Annotated in this window: 18 protein-coding genes and 1 other RNA gene; 3 read left to right on the top strand and 16 right to left on the bottom strand. The window is 66.4% G+C overall.

The features are described 5' to 3' along the window. Positions 1-24 precede the first annotated feature (24 nt). The 5 genes from hisS to ndk form a co-directional block, all read right to left on the bottom strand. The gene (hisS, locus tag BDI24065_RS06925) at positions 25-1,365 is read right to left on the bottom strand and encodes a histidine--tRNA ligase (RefSeq protein ID WP_175030579.1); all 1,341 of its coding nucleotides are present in this window, start codon (positions 1,363-1,365) and stop codon (positions 25-27) included. Between the two features lie 16 nt (positions 1,366-1,381). Beyond that, complete coding sequence (gene ispG / locus BDI24065_RS06920) at positions 1,382-2,686, bottom strand: flavodoxin-dependent (E)-4-hydroxy-3-methylbut-2-enyl-diphosphate synthase (protein ID WP_175030578.1); 1,305 nt, start codon at positions 2,684-2,686, stop codon at positions 1,382-1,384. A gap of 112 nt (positions 2,687-2,798) precedes the next feature. Continuing rightward, positions 2,799-3,821, bottom strand: coding sequence for a helix-turn-helix domain-containing protein (locus BDI24065_RS06915; RefSeq protein ID WP_175030577.1), 1,023 nt, complete (start codon positions 3,819-3,821; stop codon positions 2,799-2,801). A gap of 164 nt (positions 3,822-3,985) precedes the next feature. Beyond that, on the bottom strand, positions 3,986-5,125 hold the full coding sequence (rlmN, locus tag BDI24065_RS06910) for a 23S rRNA (adenine(2503)-C(2))-methyltransferase RlmN (RefSeq protein ID WP_027787233.1): 1,140 nt from the start codon (positions 5,123-5,125) through the stop codon (positions 3,986-3,988). A gap of 55 nt (positions 5,126-5,180) precedes the next feature. After that, positions 5,181-5,606 (bottom strand): nucleoside-diphosphate kinase, encoded by a 426-nt coding sequence (gene ndk / locus BDI24065_RS06905; RefSeq protein WP_122945553.1) that lies wholly within the window; start codon positions 5,604-5,606, stop codon positions 5,181-5,183. A 249-nt stretch (positions 5,607-5,855) separates the two neighbouring features. On the opposite strand from ndk, the gene BDI24065_RS06900 reads away from it, so the two are divergent. Next, the gene (locus BDI24065_RS06900) at positions 5,856-6,554 is read left to right on the top strand and encodes a Bax inhibitor-1/YccA family protein (RefSeq protein ID WP_124648685.1); all 699 of its coding nucleotides are present in this window, start codon (positions 5,856-5,858) and stop codon (positions 6,552-6,554) included. A gap of 63 nt (positions 6,555-6,617) precedes the next feature. Here BDI24065_RS06900 and rlmD read toward each other — a convergent pair whose 3' ends face one another. Beyond that, a complete protein-coding gene (gene rlmD / locus BDI24065_RS06895) occupies positions 6,618-8,072 on the bottom strand; it encodes a 23S rRNA (uracil(1939)-C(5))-methyltransferase RlmD (RefSeq protein WP_438819999.1) in 1,455 nt (484 codons plus the stop codon). Between the two features lie 153 nt (positions 8,073-8,225). Between rlmD and BDI24065_RS06890 the strand changes: the two genes are divergently transcribed. Next, positions 8,226-9,080, top strand: coding sequence for an endonuclease/exonuclease/phosphatase family protein (locus BDI24065_RS06890; protein ID WP_175030575.1), 855 nt, complete (start codon positions 8,226-8,228; stop codon positions 9,078-9,080). Between the two features lie 29 nt (positions 9,081-9,109). On the opposite strand, the gene BDI24065_RS06885 is transcribed toward BDI24065_RS06890, so the two are convergent. The 10 genes from BDI24065_RS06885 to ffs all read right to left on the bottom strand — a co-directional run bounded on the left by BDI24065_RS06885 (position 9,110) and on the right by ffs (position 18,686). After that, complete coding sequence (locus BDI24065_RS06885) at positions 9,110-9,886, bottom strand: 3'-5' exonuclease (protein ID WP_039360281.1); 777 nt, start codon at positions 9,884-9,886, stop codon at positions 9,110-9,112. A gap of 3 nt (positions 9,887-9,889) precedes the next feature. Next, on the bottom strand, positions 9,890-10,978 hold the full coding sequence (rpoS, locus tag BDI24065_RS06880; protein WP_175030574.1) for an RNA polymerase sigma factor RpoS: 1,089 nt from the start codon (positions 10,976-10,978) through the stop codon (positions 9,890-9,892). Between the two features lie 11 nt (positions 10,979-10,989). Next, the gene (locus BDI24065_RS06875) at positions 10,990-11,877 is read right to left on the bottom strand and encodes a peptidoglycan DD-metalloendopeptidase family protein (RefSeq protein ID WP_122945558.1); all 888 of its coding nucleotides are present in this window, start codon (positions 11,875-11,877) and stop codon (positions 10,990-10,992) included. 5 nt (positions 11,878-11,882) lie between these two features. After that, positions 11,883-12,815, bottom strand: coding sequence for a protein-L-isoaspartate(D-aspartate) O-methyltransferase (locus BDI24065_RS06870; RefSeq protein ID WP_175030573.1), 933 nt, complete (start codon positions 12,813-12,815; stop codon positions 11,883-11,885). After that, positions 12,812-13,573 carry a 5'/3'-nucleotidase SurE gene (gene surE, locus BDI24065_RS06865; protein ID WP_175030572.1) on the bottom strand — a complete coding sequence of 254 codons (762 nt, stop codon included), beginning with the start codon at positions 13,571-13,573 and terminating at the stop codon, positions 12,812-12,814. Before surE ends, BDI24065_RS06870 begins: the two co-directional genes overlap by 4 nt. Positions 13,574-13,795: 222 nt before the next feature. Beyond that, positions 13,796-15,001, bottom strand: coding sequence for a CaiB/BaiF CoA transferase family protein (locus tag BDI24065_RS06860; RefSeq protein ID WP_027787226.1), 1,206 nt, complete (start codon positions 14,999-15,001; stop codon positions 13,796-13,798). 48 nt (positions 15,002-15,049) lie between these two features. After that, on the bottom strand, positions 15,050-15,646 hold the full coding sequence (gene recR / locus BDI24065_RS06855) for a recombination mediator RecR (RefSeq protein WP_006478665.1): 597 nt from the start codon (positions 15,644-15,646) through the stop codon (positions 15,050-15,052). 31 nt (positions 15,647-15,677) lie between these two features. Then, entirely contained in the window at positions 15,678-16,004 is a 327-nt protein-coding gene (locus BDI24065_RS06850) for a YbaB/EbfC family nucleoid-associated protein (RefSeq protein ID WP_006482124.1), read from the bottom strand. 92 nt (positions 16,005-16,096) lie between these two features. Continuing rightward, positions 16,097-18,460 (bottom strand): DNA polymerase III subunit gamma/tau, encoded by a 2,364-nt coding sequence (locus tag BDI24065_RS06845; protein ID WP_175030571.1) that lies wholly within the window; start codon positions 18,458-18,460, stop codon positions 16,097-16,099. 127 nt (positions 18,461-18,587) lie between these two features. Beyond that, an RNA gene (gene ffs / locus BDI24065_RS06840) (signal recognition particle sRNA small type) lies at positions 18,588-18,686 on the bottom strand. 404 nt (positions 18,687-19,090) lie between these two features. Between ffs and trxA the strand changes: the two genes are divergently transcribed. Next, entirely contained in the window at positions 19,091-19,417 is a 327-nt protein-coding gene (gene trxA / locus BDI24065_RS06835; protein WP_006402348.1) for a thioredoxin TrxA, read from the top strand. The last annotated feature ends 53 nt before the right edge of the window (positions 19,418-19,470 follow it).

Raw genomic sequence — 19,470 nt, 5'->3', positions numbered from 1 at the left:
CTTGTCGAGCGGATGCCAGCGCGATCAGTCGTCGCCGTCTTCGGCGGATGCAACCATCGCATTGATTAGGAATTCGGTCAAGCCTTCGACCGGTACGGTCTGCTGAACGTTCTTTTCCCCATCTCCGCCCGCACCGCGCAGTGCTTTCACGCCCACCGTGCCGTTCGCGACCTCTTCTTCACCGAAGATCACCGCGAACGCGGCGCCGCTTGCGTCGGCCCGTTTCATTTGCGACTTGAAGCTGGCCGGCGCGCCGTCGGCGCTGCAGTGGAAGATCACGTCGAGGCCCGTGTCGCGCAGGCGCTCGGCCGCGACGAACGCCTGTTCGCGCGCGGTCTCGCCCTGGTGCACGACGTACACGTCGACGCCTTCCTGCTCGGGCGCGAGATCATCTTCCTTCAGCAGTTCGAGGATCCGCTCGATGCCCATCGCCCAGCCGCACGCAGCGGTCGGCTTGCCGCCGAGCTGCTCGATCAGCGGATCGTAGCGGCCGCCGGCCGCAACCGTACCCTGCGCGCCGAGCTTGTCGGTCACCCACTCGAACACGGTCAGGTTGTAGTAGTCCAGACCACGCACGAGACGCGGGTTGATCTTGAACGGAATGTTGTTCGCGAGCAGCAGGCGCTGCAGCCCTTCGAAGTGCGCGCGCGATTCGTCGCCGAGGAAGTCGATCAGCTTCGGCGCGTTTTGCGCGATTTCCTGCAGCGCGGGATTCTTCGTGTCGAGCACGCGCAGCGGGTTCGTATACAGGCGGCGCTTGGCATCCTCGTCGAGCACGTCGGCGAACTGCTCGAGGTACTTGATCAGTTCGACGCGGTGCGCGGCGCGCTCTTCGGCGAGGCCGAGCGAGTTGATCTCGAGCTTGATGCCGGTCAGGCCGAGGTCGTCCCACAGGCGCTGGCACATCATGATGATCTCGGCATCCGCATCGGGGCCCGCGAAGCCGAGCGCCTCGACGCCGACCTGGTGGAACTGGCGGTAGCGGCCGCGCTGCGGACGCTCGTGACGGAACATCGGGCCGATGTACCACAGGCGCTTCGGGCCGTCGTACAACATGTTGTGCTCGATCGACGCGCGCACGACCGCCGCGGTGTTTTCCGGGCGCATCGTCAGGTTCTCGCCGTTCAGCGCGTCGGTGAAGCTGTACATCTCTTTTTCGACGATGTCGGTGACCTCACCGATGCCGCGCGTGAAGAGCTGCGTGTGCTCGACGATCGGCGTACGGATGTTCTGGTAACCGTATGCGCGCAGCAACGATTTCACGGTGGCTTCGAAGAACTCCCAAAGGCCGGCATCCTGCGGAAGGATGTCGTTCATGCCCTTGACGCCGGTGAGCTTCTCAATCTTGCGTTTTTGTTGAGTCATCGTGTGTGTGGACGAATTAGTTCGTGGCCTCAGCGCGGCCGTAGTTGCGTGCGACGTAGTCGCTGACGATCTGCTGGAATTCCTCGGCGATCCGCTCGCCGCGCAGCGTCTTGACCTTCTCGCCGTCGATGAAGACGGGCGCGGCCGGGTTTTCGCCCGAGCCCGGCAGGCTGATGCCGATGTTCGCGTGCTTCGATTCGCCCGGGCCGTTGACGATGCAGCCCATCACCGCGACGTTCATCTTCTCGACGCCCGGGTACTCCTTGCGCCAGGCCGGCATCTGTTCGCGCAGGTAGGTCTGGATCTGCATCGCGAGCTCCTGGAACAGCGTGCTCGTCGTACGGCCGCAACCCGGGCACGCGATCACCATCGGTGCGAACGAGCGCAGGCCCATCGTCTGGAGGATTTCCTGGCCGACGATCACCTCGCCCGTGCGCGACGCGCCCGGTTCCGGCGTCAGCGAGATGCGGATCGTGTCACCGATCCCTTCCTGCAGCAGCACGCCGAGTGCAGCCGTCGACGCGACGATGCCCTTCGATCCCATGCCAGCCTCGGTCAGCCCGAGGTGCAGCGCGAAGCCGCAGCGGCGGGCGAGCTCGCGGTACACGGCGATCAGGTCCTGCACGCCGCTGACCTTGCACGACAGAATGATGCGGTCGCGGCCGAGGCCCAGTTCGACCGCACGCTCGGCCGAGCCGATCGCCGACTGGATCAGCGCCTCGTACATCACGCTCTGCGCATCCCACGGCTGCGAACGCGCACCGTTCTCGTCCATCATGCGCGCGAGCAGGTCCTGGTCGAGACTGCCCCAGTTCACGCCGATCCGTACCGGCTTGTCGTACTTGGCCGCGGCCTCGATCATCTGCGCGAACTGCGTATCGCGCTTCGCGCCCTGGCCGACGTTGCCCGGGTTGATCCGGTACTTCGACAGCGACTCGGCGCAGCCCGGGTAGTCACGCAGCAGCAGATGGCCGTTGTAGTGGAAATCGCCGACGAGCGGTACGGTCACGCCCATGCGGTCGAGCTGCTCGCGAACCGCCGGCACGGCGGCCGCTGCCTCGGGCGTGTTGACCGTGATGCGCACCAGTTCGGAGCCCGCATTCGCGAGTTCCTTGATCTGGATGGCCGTGCCGATCGCGTCGGCCGTGTCGGTATTCGTCATCGACTGCACGCGCACCGGCGCGTTGCCGCCGATCGTCACGAGCTGCCCGCCCCAGCGGACATCCACCGCATGCGATACACGGCGCGGCTGATGCCCGCCGAACACCGGCTCGGTTGAACAAATCTGACTGCTGCGTGGGGATTGAGCTTCGGATTGCATCGATAGATCCATTTACGCGGAATGCGCCGCGACGCGGCGCATGAATTGAAAAAGCGCCGTGCCCTCACGGCCTGCCGATATCGACGACAGGCCTTCGCCACGGCGCTTGACGTCAGGGCAACGTGAACCGCGCCACATTACCCCGCGCTGCCGAATATTTTGCCGGATCGACAGGTTTTCCGTCGAACGCGATCGCGTCGAGGCCTGCCTTGTTGCCGATCGTGACCTTGAACGGACCGTCGCCGGCGACCTGCTTCGCCTCGCCGCCGTGCACCAGCCCGGAGAACAGCTCCTTGCCGCTCTTGTCGCGCACGCTGAACCAGCTGTCCTGCTTGACCTTCAACTCGATCATCGACTGACCGGCCGCGACCACGACGCTCGCCGGCTGAGCCGGCGCGGCGGCGCTTGCCGCCGTCGTTGCCACGACGGGCTGCGATGCAGCCGCCACCGGCGCCACAGGCGCGGGCGCCGGAACTGCCGACGCCACGGCCGGCGCCGGGGCTGCAGATGCAACAGCCGGGGCCGGAACCTCATTCGCAACCACGGCGGACGCACCGCTCGCGGCCGCCTCTTCGACCGACGACGACGATGCCGCCGCCGGCACGCTCGCGGCCGACGCATGCTCCGCGTCGCCGCTCTTGAAGCGTGCGAGCAGGCTCGACGAATCGCCGCCAGTGTGCCACATCAGTACGGCAACCACCGCGACGACGACGATCCCCGTGCCCCAGAGCCACGGATGATGCCGTGACGACCCGCCCAGCGGAATCGACACGCGGCCGCGCGGCAGATCGGTCCCCGACGACGCGGGCATCGACAGGTCGACTTCCGGCACCCCGCGCTCACGGCGCAATGCCTGCGCGAACGGTTCCGGATCGACGCCGAGCATCTTCGCGTAGCTGCGGACGACACCGAGCGCGAACGTCACGCCGGGCAAATGGCTGATGTCACCGGCCTCGAGCGCCCGGAGCTTCTGCGGTGCGACCTTGAGTCGCGCCGACACGTCGTCGACAGTCCAACCCCTCGTCTCCCGAAGCTGCGCCAGTCGGCTGCCGACCGCCGCAAGCGATTCCAACCCTGCCGGTGCCGGCTTCGCGCCATTCGTCTCTGCGCCGTTAGACGGCTGCGGCTCACTCATCCTTGTCCTCGCGTCGATTCTTCTTCACTGGCGGCCGCCGCCGGTTCCCGCCGGCCGGCACCCGCAACTGTCCATACCATGCGCGACGCCGAGGCGCCGCGACCGATCGCTATTCGCGTGTTGTCCCGCTCAAAGATCCCGGCATCCCCGGCCGGGCGTCCCTGTCAAATCGCCCGAACTTCGATGATTTTCCCTGCTGCGCCCGTTCGTTCCGCGAGGCGCGTCCGATCCTTCACTGCGCCGGCCAACTGGCCGCACGCGGCATCGATGTCGTCGCCGCGCGTCTTGCGCACGGTCGTGACGACACCCGCGTCGATGAGGACCTGTGCAAAGCGCTTGATCTGCTCCGGCTTCGAGCGGATGAGGCCCGATTCCGGAAACGGATTGAACGGGATCAGATTGAACTTGCACGGCACGTCGCGTGTGACGGCCAGCAGTTCGCGTGCATGCGCTTCGGTGTCGTTGACGCCGTCCAGCATGCAGTATTCGAAAGTAATGAAGTCGCGCGGTGCGACTTTCAGATAACGCTGGCAAGCCGCCATCAGCTCGCGCAGCGGGTACTTCTTGTTGAGCGGCACCAGCTCGTCGCGCAGCGCATCGTTCGGCGCGTGCAGCGAAACGGCCAGCGCAACCGGCAGCTCGGCGCCGAGGCGGTCCATCATCGGCACCACGCCGGAGGTCGACAGCGTGACGCGGCGGCGCGACAGGCCGTACGCGTTGTCGTCGAGCATCAGCCGCATTGCCGGCACGACCGCGCTGTAATTCAGCAGCGGCTCGCCCATGCCCATCATCACCACGTTGGTGACGACCCGCTCGGCCTTGCCGTTCGGGCCGGGCGCACGGCCCAGGGACGCTCGCAATGCAAATTCGGCCATCCGGAGCTGGCCGATGATTTCAGCTGTCGACAGGTTGCGGGAAAAGCCCTGCTTGCCCGTCGAACAGAAGCGGCAGTTGACCGCACACCCGGCCTGCGACGACACGCACAGCGTGCCGCGCGTCTCTTCCGGGATGAACACGGTTTCGACCGCATTGCCGTTTCCGACGTCGATCAGCCACTTGCGCGTGCCGTCGGTGGAAACGTGATCGCTGGCGATCTCGGGCATGACGATCGACGCGCGGCCCTTGAGTTTCTCTCTCAAGGACTTCGCGAGATCGGTCATGCCGTCGAAGTCGCCAGCGTTGTACTGGTGGATCCAGCGCTGCAACTGCTTGGCGCGGAACGGCTTCTCGCCGAGGCTGCCGCAGTACGCGACAAGACCCTCGGCATCGAAGTCGAGAAGATTGACGGAAGTTTCGCTCGTCATGATGTGCTGCCTTGCCGCGTGCGCTGAATCCTGCCTACTTGCTGCCAGCCAGGGCTTAGCGCGAGTAAACGTTCATTTCCGGGAAGAAGAACGCGACTTCGACCGCTGCCGTTTCTGCAGCGTCCGAGCCGTGAACGGCGTTCGCGTCGATGCTGTCGGCGAAGTCGGCGCGGATCGTGCCCGCTTCTGCCTTCTTCGGATCCGTTGCGCCCATCAGGTCGCGGTTCTTCAGGATCGCGCCTTCACCTTCCAGAACCTGGATCATCACCGGGCCCGAGATCATGAAATCGACGAGGTCCTTGAAGAACGGACGCGCTGCGTGAACCGCGTAGAACTTCTCTGCGTCAGCACGCGACAGGTGTGCCATGCGCGATGCGACGATCTTCAGGCCGGCGCCTTCGAAACGGCTGTAGATCTGGCCGATCACGTTCTTTGCCACCGCATCCGGCTTGATGATCGACAGGGTGCGCTCGATTGCCATAAAAACTCCAAAAAATTAAGAAGTTACAGGTTCAAATGAATCCGCTATTGTAGCACGATCCCGTGTATCATTGCGATTGAACCCTTACACGCATGAAAGGTTCAGAATCCAAATGTTTTGTGCCGCCAGGCCATTGAAACCTCCCGGCACGGAACGTATCTTAGCCATAGCTGCTCCGGTTTGCTGCGCCGCACACCGCGCGCGCCGAACCGGCCCCGGACGCCCATGCGTTCAATGTTAGGAGAAACCATGAACGACTATCCGTACAATTTCGGCCGCGGCGGTTCCGTCAGCACCGCCGAGGTTCGCAACCGCGTGCTGCGGAACACGTACTGGCTGCTCGCGCTGTCGATGGTACCGACCGTGCTGGGTGCCTGGGTCGGCGTCGCGACGGGCTTCTCGCTGTTCGCGGCCACGAGCCCGATGATGAGCCTGCTCGCGTTCTTCGCGATCGCGTTCGGCTTCATGTTCGCGATCGAGCGGACCAAAAACAGCTCGGCCGGCGTGTTCGTGCTGCTCGGCTTCACGTTCTTCATGGGCCTGATGCTGTCGCGGCTGCTGAGCTTCATCCTCGGCTTCTCGAACGGCCCGTCGCTGATCATGCTCGCGTTCGGCGGCACCGGCATCATCTTCGCCGCGATGGCGACGATCGCCACCGTCAGCAAGCGCGATTTCTCGGGGCTCGGCAAGTGGCTGTTCATGGGCGTGATCGTGATCCTGCTCGCATCGGTCGCGAACATCTTCCTGCAACTCCCGGCGCTGATGCTCACCGTGTCGGTGCTCGCGATCGCGATCTTCTCCGCCTACATGCTGTTCGACGTCCAGCGCGTCGTGAACGGCGGCGAGACGAACTACATCTCGGCAACGCTCGCGATCTACCTCGACCTGTACAACGTGTTCACGAACCTGCTCGCGCTGCTCGGCATCTTCGGCGGCAACCGCAACTGACGTTCGCTGCACGCGATGAAAAAACCGGCCCGCGGGCCGGTTTTTTTCGTCCGCCGCTCAGGATCAGTCGCGCTCGAACAGCGCGATCGATTCGACGTGCGACGTATTCGGGAACATGTTCACGACACCGGCGCCCTTCAGGCGGTAGCCGGCCTCGTGCACGAGCAGGCCCGCGTCGCGCGCCAGCGTCGACGGGTTGCACGACACGTAGACGATGCGCTTCGGCAACGGGCCTTCACCGCTCTGCGCGATCTCGGCCAGCGCCTTCGACACCGCGAGCGCGCCTTCACGCGGCGGGTCGATCAGGTACTTGTCGAACGCGCCGAGCGCGCGGATGTCATCGCCCGTCACTTCGAACAGGTTACGGCACGCGAACGTCGTGTGGCCGTCGACACCGTTCTCGCGCGCGTTCGCCAGCGCACGCGTCGTCAGCGTGTCGCTACCCTCGATGCCCATCACCTCGCGCGACAGCCGCGCGAGCGGCAGCGTGAAGTTGCCGATCCCGCAGAACAGGTCGAGCACGCGGTCGTCGCGCGATGGCGCGAGCAGGCGCAACGCGCGCCCCACCAGCACGCGGTTGATCTGATGGTTGACCTGCGTGAAGTCGGTCGGCTTGAACGGCATGCGGATGCCGAATTCCGGCAGCGTGTAGTCGAGCGACACGTCGAGCGGATAGAACGGCGTCACCGTATCGGGGCCCTTCGGCTGCAGCCAGAACTGCACCTTGTGCTCATCCGCGAACGCGCGCAGCAACGCTTCGTCGGCCGCGTTGATCGGCTCCAGCACGCGCAGCACGAGCGCCGTGACTTCCGAGCCGACCGCGAGCTCGATCTGCGGCATCCGATCGCGGATCGACAGCCCCTCGACGAGACGGCGCAGCGGCACGAGCATCGCCGACACGTGCGGCGGCAGCACTTCGCAGCTCGTCATGTCGGCGACGTAGCTGCTCTTTTTCTCGTGGAACCCGACCAGCACGCCGCCCTTCTTCGCGACGTTGCGCACGGTCAGGCGTGCGCGGTAGCGATAACCCCACGACGGGCCGTGGATCGGCGCGAACATCGTTTCCGCGCGCAGCTTCGCCAGGTGCCACAGGTTGTCTTCGAGCACACGCTGCTTGACCGCCACCTGTGCGCGCATGTCGAGGTGCTGCATCGAGCAGCCGCCGCAGGTGCCGAAGAACGCGCATTTCGGCTTCGTGCGCATCACGCTCGGGCGCAGAATGTCGACAACCGTCGCCTGCTCGTAGCTCGGCTTGCGACGGAAGCTCGAATAGGTCACGCGTTCGCCCGGCAGCGCACCCTCGACGAAGATGACCTTGCCCGGCTCGCCGTCCTCGGTGATCGTGCGGCCGACACCGCGCGCTTCCATGTCGAGCGATTCGATCTCGAGAACCGGGGCGATTCCGGGCGCGACGGGCGCATTTCTTGATTTGCGCGCAGAAGTGGGGACGGCTTCGGACACCAGCTTTTCCTGACAAACGTTGAAGAAGGCGAGATTGTAGACGACGAAGGCCCGCATCGCCCGCTTTGCATGAGGCAAGCGTCGATACTTAAGCATAGACGGCCCGGCATGGCGCCGGAACAGCCAGACAGGCGGGCCGCGAGCACCCGCGGCGCGGTACGCCCCGGGAGCGCGGCTCGGCCCGAAATCCGCCCGACAGGAGATTTGGCCATGCGACTGATCGACTGGAACATCCAATGGGGTCGGGACGCGAACGGCGTCGTCGATCTTTCACGCACCGTCGCGGCGATCCGCCAGCTCGGCGACTTCGACGTGCTGTGCCTGCAGGAGATCACGCGCGGCTTCGGTGCACTGCCCGGCCGGCCCGGCGCCGACCAGTTCGCCGAACTCGCGGCGCTGCTGCCCGGCCATACGATCGTCGAAGCGATTGGCGCCGACCTGCCGGCCATCGAGCCGGGTGCACCGCGCCGCCAGTTCGGCAATGCGATCGCGACGCGACTGCCGGTCGGGCGCGTGCTCCGCCAGTTGCTGCCGTGGCCGGCCGACGCCGGCGCGCCGTCGATGCCGCGCGTCGCGCTCGACATCGAGTTGCAGGCGCCCTTCGGCCCACTTCGGGTGGTCACGACGCACCTGGAATATTATTCGGCGCGCCAGCGGCTCGCTCAGGTCGACGCACTACGCGACCGGCACCGCGAGGCCTGCGCGCATGCCGCACGACCGGCACCTGCCGAAACCGTCGAGGGGCCGTTCAGCGCGACCGGCCAGCCGTGCGATGCGATTGTCTGCGGCGATTTCAACAGCGCGTTCGGCAGCGAGGCCTATTGGCGATTCCTGGAGCCGATCGCAGACGCGCCGCGCTTCGTCGACGCATGGGTCGCACGGCACCCGGGCCGCACGCCACCGCCGACGGCGGGTGTCTACGATACGGTGCAGTGGTCGGAAGGGCCGCTCGCGTGCGACTTCGTGTTCGTGACCGATACGCTACTGCCGCGGGTCACGCGCTGCGAGATTGACGGCGACGTGCGCGCGTCGGATCACCAACCGGTGCTGCTCGAACTCGCCTGATTGCACCGGCTGCCGCACCCTTTCCCGCGCTACGCGTCGAAGCCGGCCAGGTATTCGGCCCAGTGTGACGCAGGCTCCTGCGCAAGCGAGTTCTTCACGAGCAGGATCTCGTCTGCATACTCGCTCGGCGTCAGGCCGCCGCGCATCAACTGGAACCGGCAGTACAGCAGGTAGGTATTGACGACGTCGGTTTCGCAATAGTTGCGGATTTCCTCGATCCGACCGGCCTGGAACGCCGGCCACACCTGGCTGCCGTCCATCCCGAGCTTGCCCGGAAAGCCGCACATCTTCGCGAGCGCGTCGAGCGGCGCATTCGCGCGCGCCTGATACATCGCGAGCACATCCATCAGGTCGGTATGCCGCGAGTGGTAGCGCGAGATGTAGTTGTTCCATTTGAAATCGCGGTCGTCCTCGCCGAGATCCCAGTAGCGGCTCGCGGGGATGCCGTGCACGAGCGCGCGGTAATGGAGCACCGGCAGATCGAAGCCGCCGCCGTTCCACGACACGAGCTGCGGCGTGTATTTCTCGATCACGCGGTAGAACGACTGGATCAGCGTCGCTTCGTTGTCCTGCGGCGTGCCGAGCGAGCGCACGCGAAACCCGTTGTTGTCGCGGAACACACATGAAATCGCCGCGATGCGCTGCAGGTGGTGCGGCAGGAAATCGCCGCCGGTCTTCTCGCGGCGGGCGGCGAATGCATGTTCGGCCACCGCGGCATCGTCGAGCGTCGCGGGCAGGTCTTCCAGACGGCGAATGCCGTCGACATCGGGAATCGTCTCGATGTCAAAAACAAGAATCGGAGTCATCAGTTACAGAACGGCGTCCTTGCGCACGCCGTTGGAGGCGAAAAACCGCTTGAGGCGCACCAGCGCTTCCTGCTGGATCTGCCGCACGCGCTCGCGCGTGAGCCCCATCTCGTCGGCCAGCTCCTCGAGCGTCGCCGGTTCGATGTGGTTCAGGCCGAAGCGGCGCTCGATCACGTGTCGATGCTTGTCGGACAGCCGCGACAGCCATGCGCGCGTCAGCGTCTCGAGCTCGCGGTGCTGCACCTCGGCGTCGGGCGACTGGCTCTGGTCGTCGGGCAGCAGGTCGAGCAGGCTGCTCGCGGGATCGAGGTCGAGCGGCGCGTCGAGCGATGCCGTGTGCTCGTTGAGCGCGAGGATATCGGTGACTTCCTCGGCGGTCTTGCCGGTGAGATAGGCGATGTCGTCGATGCTGGCTTCACGGCGCTCGGCCGCTTCGCCCGTCGACATCGAATTCTTTTCGAGGTGGCGCTTCGCGCGCAGCACCTGGTTCAGTTCGCGGATCACGTGTACGGGCAGGCGCACCGTGCGTGCCTGGTTCATGATCGCCCGCTCGATGCTTTGCCGGATCCACCACGTCGCGTAGGTCGAAAAACGAAAGCCGCGCGTCGGGTCGAATTTTTCGATTGCATGCATCAGGCCGAGGTTGCCTTCCTCGATCAGGTCGAGCAGCGGCACGCCACGATTCAGATACCCCTTCGCGATGCTGACGACGAGACGCAGGTTGCGCTCGATCATCACCTGCCGCGCCTCGAATTCGCCGGCCTTCGCCAGGCGGGAATAGCGCTGCTCTTCCTCGACGGTCAGCAGCGGCTTCACGCTGATGCGGTTCAGGTAATGCTGGATCGTGTCGGCCGTGAGTTCGGCCTGCAGCATCGTGCGGAAATCGTCGACGTCGGGCGCCGCTTCCGAGCGGCCTTCGCGCTCGTCGTCGCCACCCTCCGCCTCGGCATCACGCGCCTCGATATCGCGTTCGTTGTCCGCGATATCGTCCTCATCGTCCGTCGAAGCACCCGCTCGCCCCACCGATGCTTGCGTGGCACGACTGATCTTCTCAGACTCGGCTTGCGGCTCGTGGCGCTTCGATTTCGGCATGGTCGTCTCGGTTATTGAGGCGGCAAATACTTCAGCGGATCGACAGGTTTACCCTGCCGGCGAACCTCGAAATGCAGCATCACGCGGTCGGAATCGCTGTTCCCCATCTCGGCGATCTTCTGCCCCTTCGTTACCGCGTCCCCCTCTTTTACCATCAAAGCGCGATTGTGTGCATACGCCGTGAGGTAAGTTGCATCGTGCTTGATGATAATGAGGTTGCCGTAGCCGCGCAGACCATTGCCGGAGTAGACGACGCGGCCGTCGGCCGCCGCCTTCACGGTCTCGCCGGCCGACCCGCCGATATTGACACCCTTGTTCTTCGCGTCGTCGAAACCGTTCAAGACGGGACCGCGCGCGGGCCACGCGAACGTCACGGGGCCGCTCGGCGCGGCAGCCGTATCGCTCGATGCGGCTGCCGCGGCAGGCGGCGGCGCAACCGAGGACGACGTGCCGGCGGCCGGCGTTGCCGGGCCGCTGCTGAGCGGCGCGGTCGCAACGGCGGCGCCCGCGATCGGCGCGGCGACCTGCGTGCCCGCAACGGCGGCACCGGCCTGCGGCGAAACACGCAGCAGCTGGTCGACTTCAATCTGATTCGGGTTTGCCAGGTTGTTCCACGCGGCGATGTCGCGATAGTTCTGCCCGTTTTCGAGTGCGATCCGGTACAGCGTATCGCCCGGCTTCACCCGGTAGTAACCCGGGGGCGCCGGAGGGAGCGGTGCCGCAGGCTGCGCGGTGCCGGTCGTGCCGAGCGAACCGGAGCGATCGACGACGGGCGCGTTGTCGAGCCGCGTCGCACAGGCGGCCAGAAGCGTGGAGAACGCGGCTACACAGATCGCGCGCTGGGCGAGCGTGAGCGGTTCCCTGGAACGGTTGTTTTGCATCGCGCGCAACATACTCATCGGTTTCAAATTACTCCGGATTTTAAAGGGACAAAGAAAACGCGATCAAGCCGTGACTCTCTCCATTGCGCGTGCGCGACGCGCTCGACGAGCGTGAGCACCTGGTGCTGCCCGCTCTGCGCGCCGACCGGCGCGACGAGCCGCCCGCCGATCGCGAGCTGCTCGAGCAGCGCCTGCGGCACGTCGAGCCCCGCCGCCGCGATCACGATCGCGTCGAACGGGGCCGCGGACGGCAGGCCGACACGCCCGTCGCCGTAGTGCAGACGGATGTTCGGCACGCGCAGCGGCCGCAGGTTCAGCTTTGCGCGCTCGTAGAGCGGCTTGATGCGTTCAATCGAATACACGTCGCGTGCCACGTGGCTCAGCACGGCGGCCTGATAGCCGCAGCCCGTACCGATCTCGAGGACGCGCTCGAGCGTGCGGCCGGCCATCGCGAGCTCGATCATGCGCGCGACGACCGACGGCTTTGAAATAGTCTGCTGGTGGCCGATCGGCAACGCCGAATCCTCGTAGGCCTGCGTCGCGAGCCCCGGATCCACGAACATGTGTCGCGGCACCGCGGCCATTGCTTCCAGCACACGCGCGTCGGTCACGCCGTTCGCGCGCAGCCGTTCGACCATCCGTTCGCGCACACGTTCCGACGTGAGCGCAAACGCGCCGGCCGGTGCGACGCTCGGCGCGGCCGGCTTCGGCATCGCGGGCTTCAGCGCGGTCGGCTTCGGCGCGGTCGCAGGCTTCGCAGCGGCGGCGCCGGGCAATGCCATTCGCGCCGCAGCAGGCTTCACCGCGACCGGTTTCAGCACGGCCGCGGGCTTGTCGACGGCCTTCGATACCGCGACCGCCGCATGGCGTTCGCCGGCCCGACCTTCCGACTTGCGTGGCGCTCGCTTGAGATCTTCGAGCGCGAGCGGGAACCGCTTCGCGCGCTCGCCGCTCATGAAGCCCGCCCTCCGGCGCGCGCCCATTCGCGCGTCGCGGGCAGCATCTGCGTATGCGTGAGGTCCAGCTGCAGCGGCGTGATCGACACGAAACCGTTTGCCACTGCGTGAAAATCGGTGCCGTCGCTGGCGTCCAGCGCTTCGCCCGCCGCGCCGATCCAGTAGATCGGTTCGCCACGCGGGTCGGTCTGGCGAATGACCGGCTGGGACGGATGACGCTTGCCGAGGCGCGTGACCTTCCAGCCTTTCAGTTCGTCGTACGGCAGGTTCGGAATATTGACGTTCAGCAACGGCTGGCCCGGCAGCGGATGCGCGAGGTAGTGCTCGACGATTTCCGCGGCGACGCGCGCGGCGTCCGCCAGATGGGCCCAGCCCTTGTCGGCCAGCGAGAACGCAATGGCCGGCACGCCGAACATGATGCCTTCGGTGGCGGCCGCAACTGTCCCCGAATAGAGCGTGTCTTCGCCCATGTTCTGGCCGTTGTTGATCCCGGAAACGACGAGATCCGGCCTGGCGTCGGCCATCCCCGTCAACGCGACGTGCACCGAATCGGTCGGCGTGCCGTTCACGTAGAAGAAACCCGTACTCGCCGCGCGGTGCACCGACAGCGGCCGCGACAACGTGAGGGAATTCGACGCGCCGCTGCAGTTCTGCTCGGGCGCGATCACCGTGAGTTCGGCCAGCGGCTGCAGCGCGTCGCTGAGCGCGGCGAGACCGGGGGCGAGATAGCCGTCGTCGTTGCTGAGTAGGATTCGCATCCGGCGATTGTAACCGAGGAAAGATGGCGCGAGAGCGACAGTCCGGCGACTGCGGATGGACGGTTGCGAGCAACCGTCCGCGCTGCGCCGCCGCGTTGCGCGGCGGCGTTCCGTGCGCTCAGGAAAACGCCGGTCCGCTCCGGGTTTTCCGCCACCCGGGGAGCCTTGGGCGATACATCCTTCGTGGAACCTGGCGCGAAGCGACAGGCCCCGGGGCGCTCGTCAAATCGCGCCGGCGTCGCGCAGTGCGGCAATCGCCTGCGCGTCGTAGCCGAGGCCGCGCAGCACCTCGTCCGTATGCTCGCCGAGTTCGGGTCCGAGCCAGCGCGTTTCGCCCGGCGTGTCCGACAGCTTCGGCGTGATGTTCGGCAGCGGAATGTCGGTGCCGTCGGCCAGCTTGAAGCGCTGGATCATCTGCCGCGCAACGAACTGCGGATCGGTGAACATGTCGGCGGCGCTGTAGATCCGCCCCGCCGGCACGTCGGCCGCGTTGAGCACGACGAGTGCTTCGTCGATCGTGCGCGGCGCAAGCCAGGCCGCAATCGCGTCGTCGATCTCCTGCGTGCGCGGCACGCGCCCGTCGTTTTGCGCGAGCGCGGGATCGTCGGCGAGGTCGTCGCGCTCGATCGCCTTCATCAGCCGCTTGAAGATCGGATCGCTGTTGCCGCCGATCACGATGCTGCCGTCGCGGCACGCATACGTATTCGACGGCACGATGCCCGGCAGCGACGCACCGGTGCGCTCGCGCACCATCCCGTACACGCCGTATTCGGGCACCACGCTTTCCATCATGTTGAAGACGGCTTCATACAGCGCAACGTCGACCACCTGCCCCGCACCGCCGTTGACCTTGCGATGATGCAGCGCCATCAGTGCGCCGATCACGCCGTGCAGCGCGGCGATCGAATCGCCGATCGAGATGCCGATGCGCGGCGGCGGCAGGTCTGGATACCCGGTGATGTGGCGCAGCCCGCCCATCGATTCGGCGATCGCGCCGAAGCCCGGCCGGTCGCGGTACGGGCCCGTCTGCCCGTAGCCGGACAGGCGCACCATCACGAGGCCCGGATTCTCGGCCGACAGCACGTCGTAACCGAGCCCGAGCTTCTCGAGCAGCCCCGGGCGGAAGTTCTCGATCACGATGTCGGCCTCGCGCGCGAGTTGCCGCGCGATCGCCTTGCCGGCGTCGGCCTTCAGGTTGAGCGTGACCGATTTCTTGTTGCGCGCCTGGACGGACCACCACAGCGACGTGCCACCCTGCTCCGGATGGAGCTTGCGCCACTTGCGCAGCGGGTCGCCACCGTTCGGATCCTCGATCTTGATCACTTCCGCGCCGAATTCGGCGAACAGCCGCGACGCGAACGGCCCCGCGATCAGCGTTCCGAATTCGAGCACTTTGACGCCCGCGAGCGGGCCCTGGCTGGTGCTCATGTGTCTCCCTGGCATGAGGAACGGCGCCGCCGGCCGGCGGCGCCAGGCTTACATCGTGCGACGGTCGAGCATCGCGCGGGCGATGGTGCCCGCGTCGACGTATTCGAGCTCGCCGCCCACCGGCACGCCGCGCGCGAGGCGCGTGACCGCGAGGCCGCGTGCCTTCAGCGTCTGGCCGAGGTAGTGCGCGGTGGCTTCGCCTTCGTTCGTGAAGTTGGTCGCGAGCACGACTTCCTTGACGACACCATCGGACGCGCGCCGCACGAGGCGGTCGAAATGGATTTCCTTCGGGCCGATCCCGTCGAGCGGGCTCAGCCGCCCCATCAGCACGAAATACAGCCCGCGGTAAGTCATCGTCTGCTCGAGCATGATCTGGTCGGCAGGCGTCTCGACGACGCACAGCAGCGTCGGATCACGCTCTTCGTCGCTGCAGACCTCGCAGATCTGCGCTTCGGTGAACGTGTTGCACTTCTCGCAGTGTTGCAGGTGCTCGGTCGCGAACAGCAGCGACCGGCCGAGCCGCTCCGCGCCCTCCCGATCGTGCTGCATCAGGTGGACCGCCATGCGCTGGGCGGATTTCGGCCCGACGCCGGGCAGCACGCGCAGCGCTTCGACGAGAGCGGACAGGGCGGACGGCTGTTTCATACGGCGGCAAAAAGTGGCACGGACGCCGCGCTCAGAACGGCAGCTTGAAGCCCGGGGGCAGCGGCAGGCCCGACGTCATGCCGCTCATCTTTTCCTGCGACGTCGCTTCGGCCTTGCGCACGGCGTCGTTGAACGCAGCCGCGACGAGATCCTCGAGCATGTCCTTGTCATCCGCGAGCAGGCTCGGGTCGATCGACACGCGACGCACTTCGTTGCGGCACGTCATCGTCACCTTGACGAGGCCGGCGCCCGACTGTCCTTCGACTTCGATCAGCGCAAGCTGCTCCTGCATCTTCTTCATGTTTTCCTGCATTTGCTGCGCTTGCTTCATCAGACCGGCGAGGTTGCCTTTCAACATGGGAATACTCCTTCTTGATCGTGTGAAAACCGGCACGCGGCGCGTGCCGGTCAATGTGTGGGCGTGATTGTGCCTGTCGCGGGGCGGTCAGTTCAATGCAGCGTCGGCGGCGGGCCGTCCGGCGCCGCATCGGCGAGCGGACGCACCGAACCCTCGACGATGCGCGCGCCGAAGTCGCGCACGAGTTGCTGGACGAACGGATCGCCGTGAATCTCCTGCTCGGCCTCACGCTGGCGCGCCGCGCGTGCGGCCGCATCGAGTGCTGCCGCCGTGCGCCGCGCAGGCCCGACTTCGACGGCCACCTCGACGGCCTTGCCAAGCGCATCGGCCAGCGCGGCCTTCAGCTTCGCCACCTGCGCGGCGTCCGCGTATTGCGGCACCGGCACGGAAAGTTTCAACGTCGTCGCATCGACGGCCGTCAGTTCGCTGTTGAATGCGAGCTGGTACGCCACGCCCTTGAGGGGCAGCCGCGCGGCCAGCGCCGGCCATTCGCCGTCGAAGCCGACCGGATCGAGCGCGATCGCGGGCGGCAACGGACGCGTGTCGACCGGTGCGGACGGACGCGTTTCCGCCGGCTTCGGCGTCATGCGCACATCGTCCGGGCCGCTGTCGAATACCGGCACGAAGCCATCGTCGGGCGGGCCGCCGAACATCTCGTCGGCGCTGAGCGGCACGTAGTCGTCGGGCGGGATGTCCTCCCACGGCGGCGAGGCCTGGCGCGAATCGGCTGCCTGCGGCGCACGAGCGGCAGCGCGCGGCGTCGGCACCTGTACGGCGGCGGGACGCGGTGCGGCCGGCTTCTCGGCGGCCGGCTGGGCTGCCGGTTTCGCCGCGGCGCCTGCGCGCCCGCGATCGGACGATACCCGCATCCCTGCATTGCGCAGCACGTCGAGCGCGGCGGCGGCACCTCCCAAGCGCGCCGACGGACGGGCGGCGGGCTCGGGCGGCGCAGCGCGCGGCGCCGGTTCGGCCGGCACAGCCGGCTCGTCGCTTCGCTGCGCAGCGGCAGCGGGCGGCTCGGGTTCCTTGCGGACGGGTGCCGGACTATCGCCGGCCGGCTCTGCTTGCGGGGCTGCGGCCGGCTGCGGCTGGGTTTCGATGACTGGCGCGTCAATCGAGGCCGGCGCGGATGCCTGGACGTCAACCGGCTTCACGGCCGGCCGCTCTGTTTCGTTACCAGGCTGCGCCGGCGCCGCACGCACAACCGGCGCTGCCGCGGGCGTAGCCGGTGCGGCAGCCGCCTGCGGCCGCGCGGTTTCGGCCGGTGCAGCCGATACCGGCTTCGCCGCAGCGGCCGATGCCGCCGCAACGCGCGGGCCCGGCACCGCACGCGGCACGGACGGCTGGCCACCCGGCGCACTGCCGGCAGCAACCGCCGGCTCGAACGCGAGCATCCGCAGCAACGTCATCGTGAAACCGGCGTACTCGTCCGGCGCCAGGCCGAGCTCGGCGCGACCGACCGTCGCGATCTGATAGAACAACTGGACCTGCTCGGGGCTCAGCGTCTCGGCGAAGCGGCGCAGGTCGCCCGCTTCGGGCCATTCGTCGAGCACCGAGCCCGGCGCAAACTGCGCCCATGCGATCCGGTGTAACAGGCTCGCAAGATCCTGCAACGCGGTCGAGAACGACAGGCTGCGCAGCGACATCTCGTCGGCAATCGCCAGGATTTCCGGGCCGCTGCCTGCGGCAAGCGCGTCGAGCAGACGCACCATGTAAGTTTGATCGAGCGCGCCGAGCATGCCCGACACGGCCGACTCGGTTACCTCGTTCGCCGAATAGGCGATCGCCTGGTCGGTGAGCGACAGCGCGTCGCGCATGCTGCCCTGCGCGGCACGCGCGAGCAGGCGCAATGCTTGCGACTCGAACGTGATCTGCTCTTCGCCGAGAATCCGCTCGAGATGCGACACGATGTGCCCGGCCGGCATCTGCTTCAGGTTGAACTGCAGGCAGCGCGACAGCACGGTGACGGGGATTTTCTGCGGGTCGGTCGTCGCGAGGATGAACTTGACGTGCGGCGGCGGCTCTTCGAGCGTCTTCAGCATCGCGTTGAACGCGTGATTCGTCAGCATGTGCACTTCGTCGATCATGTAGACCTTGAAGCGCGCATCGACGGGCGCGTACACCGCGCGCTCGAGCAGCGCGGCCATTTCGTCGACGCCGCGGTTGCTTGCCGCGTCCATCTCGACGTAATCGACGAAACGTCCTTCGTCGATCTCGCGACAGGCACGGCACACGCCGCACGGCTGCGACGTGACGCCGGTTTCACAATTGAGTGCCTTGGCGAAGATCCGCGACAGCGTCGTCTTGCCGACACCGCGGGTTCCGGTAAACAGATAGGCGTGATGGAGACGCCCGCCGTCGAGCGCGTGCGTGAGCGCCCTGACGACGTGCTCCTGGCCGACGAGCGAAGCGAAATCCTTCGGACGCCACTTGCGTGCGAGAACTTGATAGGTCATCGGGAAATTGTATCAGTAACGCTGCGTCGCGCCGACACGCGAAACGGTGCGGAAGACAGGCAACGCGCAGGCAAAACGGAGTGGAACGCAGAAATAAAAAACGCCCGGCGAATGGGGCGAGAAGGAAGGTGACGAGCCCAACCCTCGGCACTGGCGGAAAACGATTGTGGCTGCTTCGTTCCCGACCTGACCAGGTTCACCGCCCCACCATGCGAGGAGGCCCGTCACGGCATATTCTATCACCGCTTCCGGACGAATGCGACCGTTTGTTCGCCCCAATGCGAATTTGGCCGGACAAACCGGCGCAGGCCGGTATTGCACGCGTGCCGCACGAATCGCATGCGTGCCCGCTACCCCTTGCAATTTGCCGGCCGACCTCCATCTGCCGGATACAACGGTCGAACGTCGCGTCGTACCCCTACTCGCGTAGCGGCTACTATCGCCGCCCGCAGCAGATAGCAATTTAGGCTAATATGACGCCCGAACGACCCGCGAGCCGCGGCATGCAGCGCTTACACGCCTCCTTTCCGGAGAGCGGAGTGACCTGCCGCAGCGGCCGGCAGCCAACGGCGGCCGGTACGCCGCAACGCGCAAGCAGGCAGTCCCCGAACCGTAAGAGGTATTGACCCAATGAGCGAACAGATCAAACACATCAGCGACGCATCGTTCGAACAGGACGTCGTCAAGTCCGACAAGCCCGTGCTCGTCGATTTCTGGGCCGAATGGTGCGGCCCGTGCAAGATGATCGCCCCGATCCTCGACGAAGTCGCGAAGGACTACGGCGACAAGCTGCAGATCGCGAAGATCAACGTCGACGACAACCAGGCAACGCCCGCCAAGTTCGGCGTGCGCGGCATCCCGACGCTGATCCTGTTCAAGAACGGCGCAGCCGCTGCGCAGAAGGTCGGCGCGCTGTCGAAGTCGCAGCTCACCGCATTCCTGGACAGCCACCTGTAATACAGGCAGTTCCACGGACGTGTTGTCAACCGGCAACACGTCCGTCGACAAGC

Source organism: Burkholderia lata (assembly GCF_902499025.1).
Classification (GTDB): Bacteria; Pseudomonadota; Gammaproteobacteria; order Burkholderiales; family Burkholderiaceae; genus Burkholderia; species Burkholderia lata_C.
Note: the sequence above shows the minus strand (reverse complement) of the source record. Positions and strands in the feature narration are given on the sequence as shown.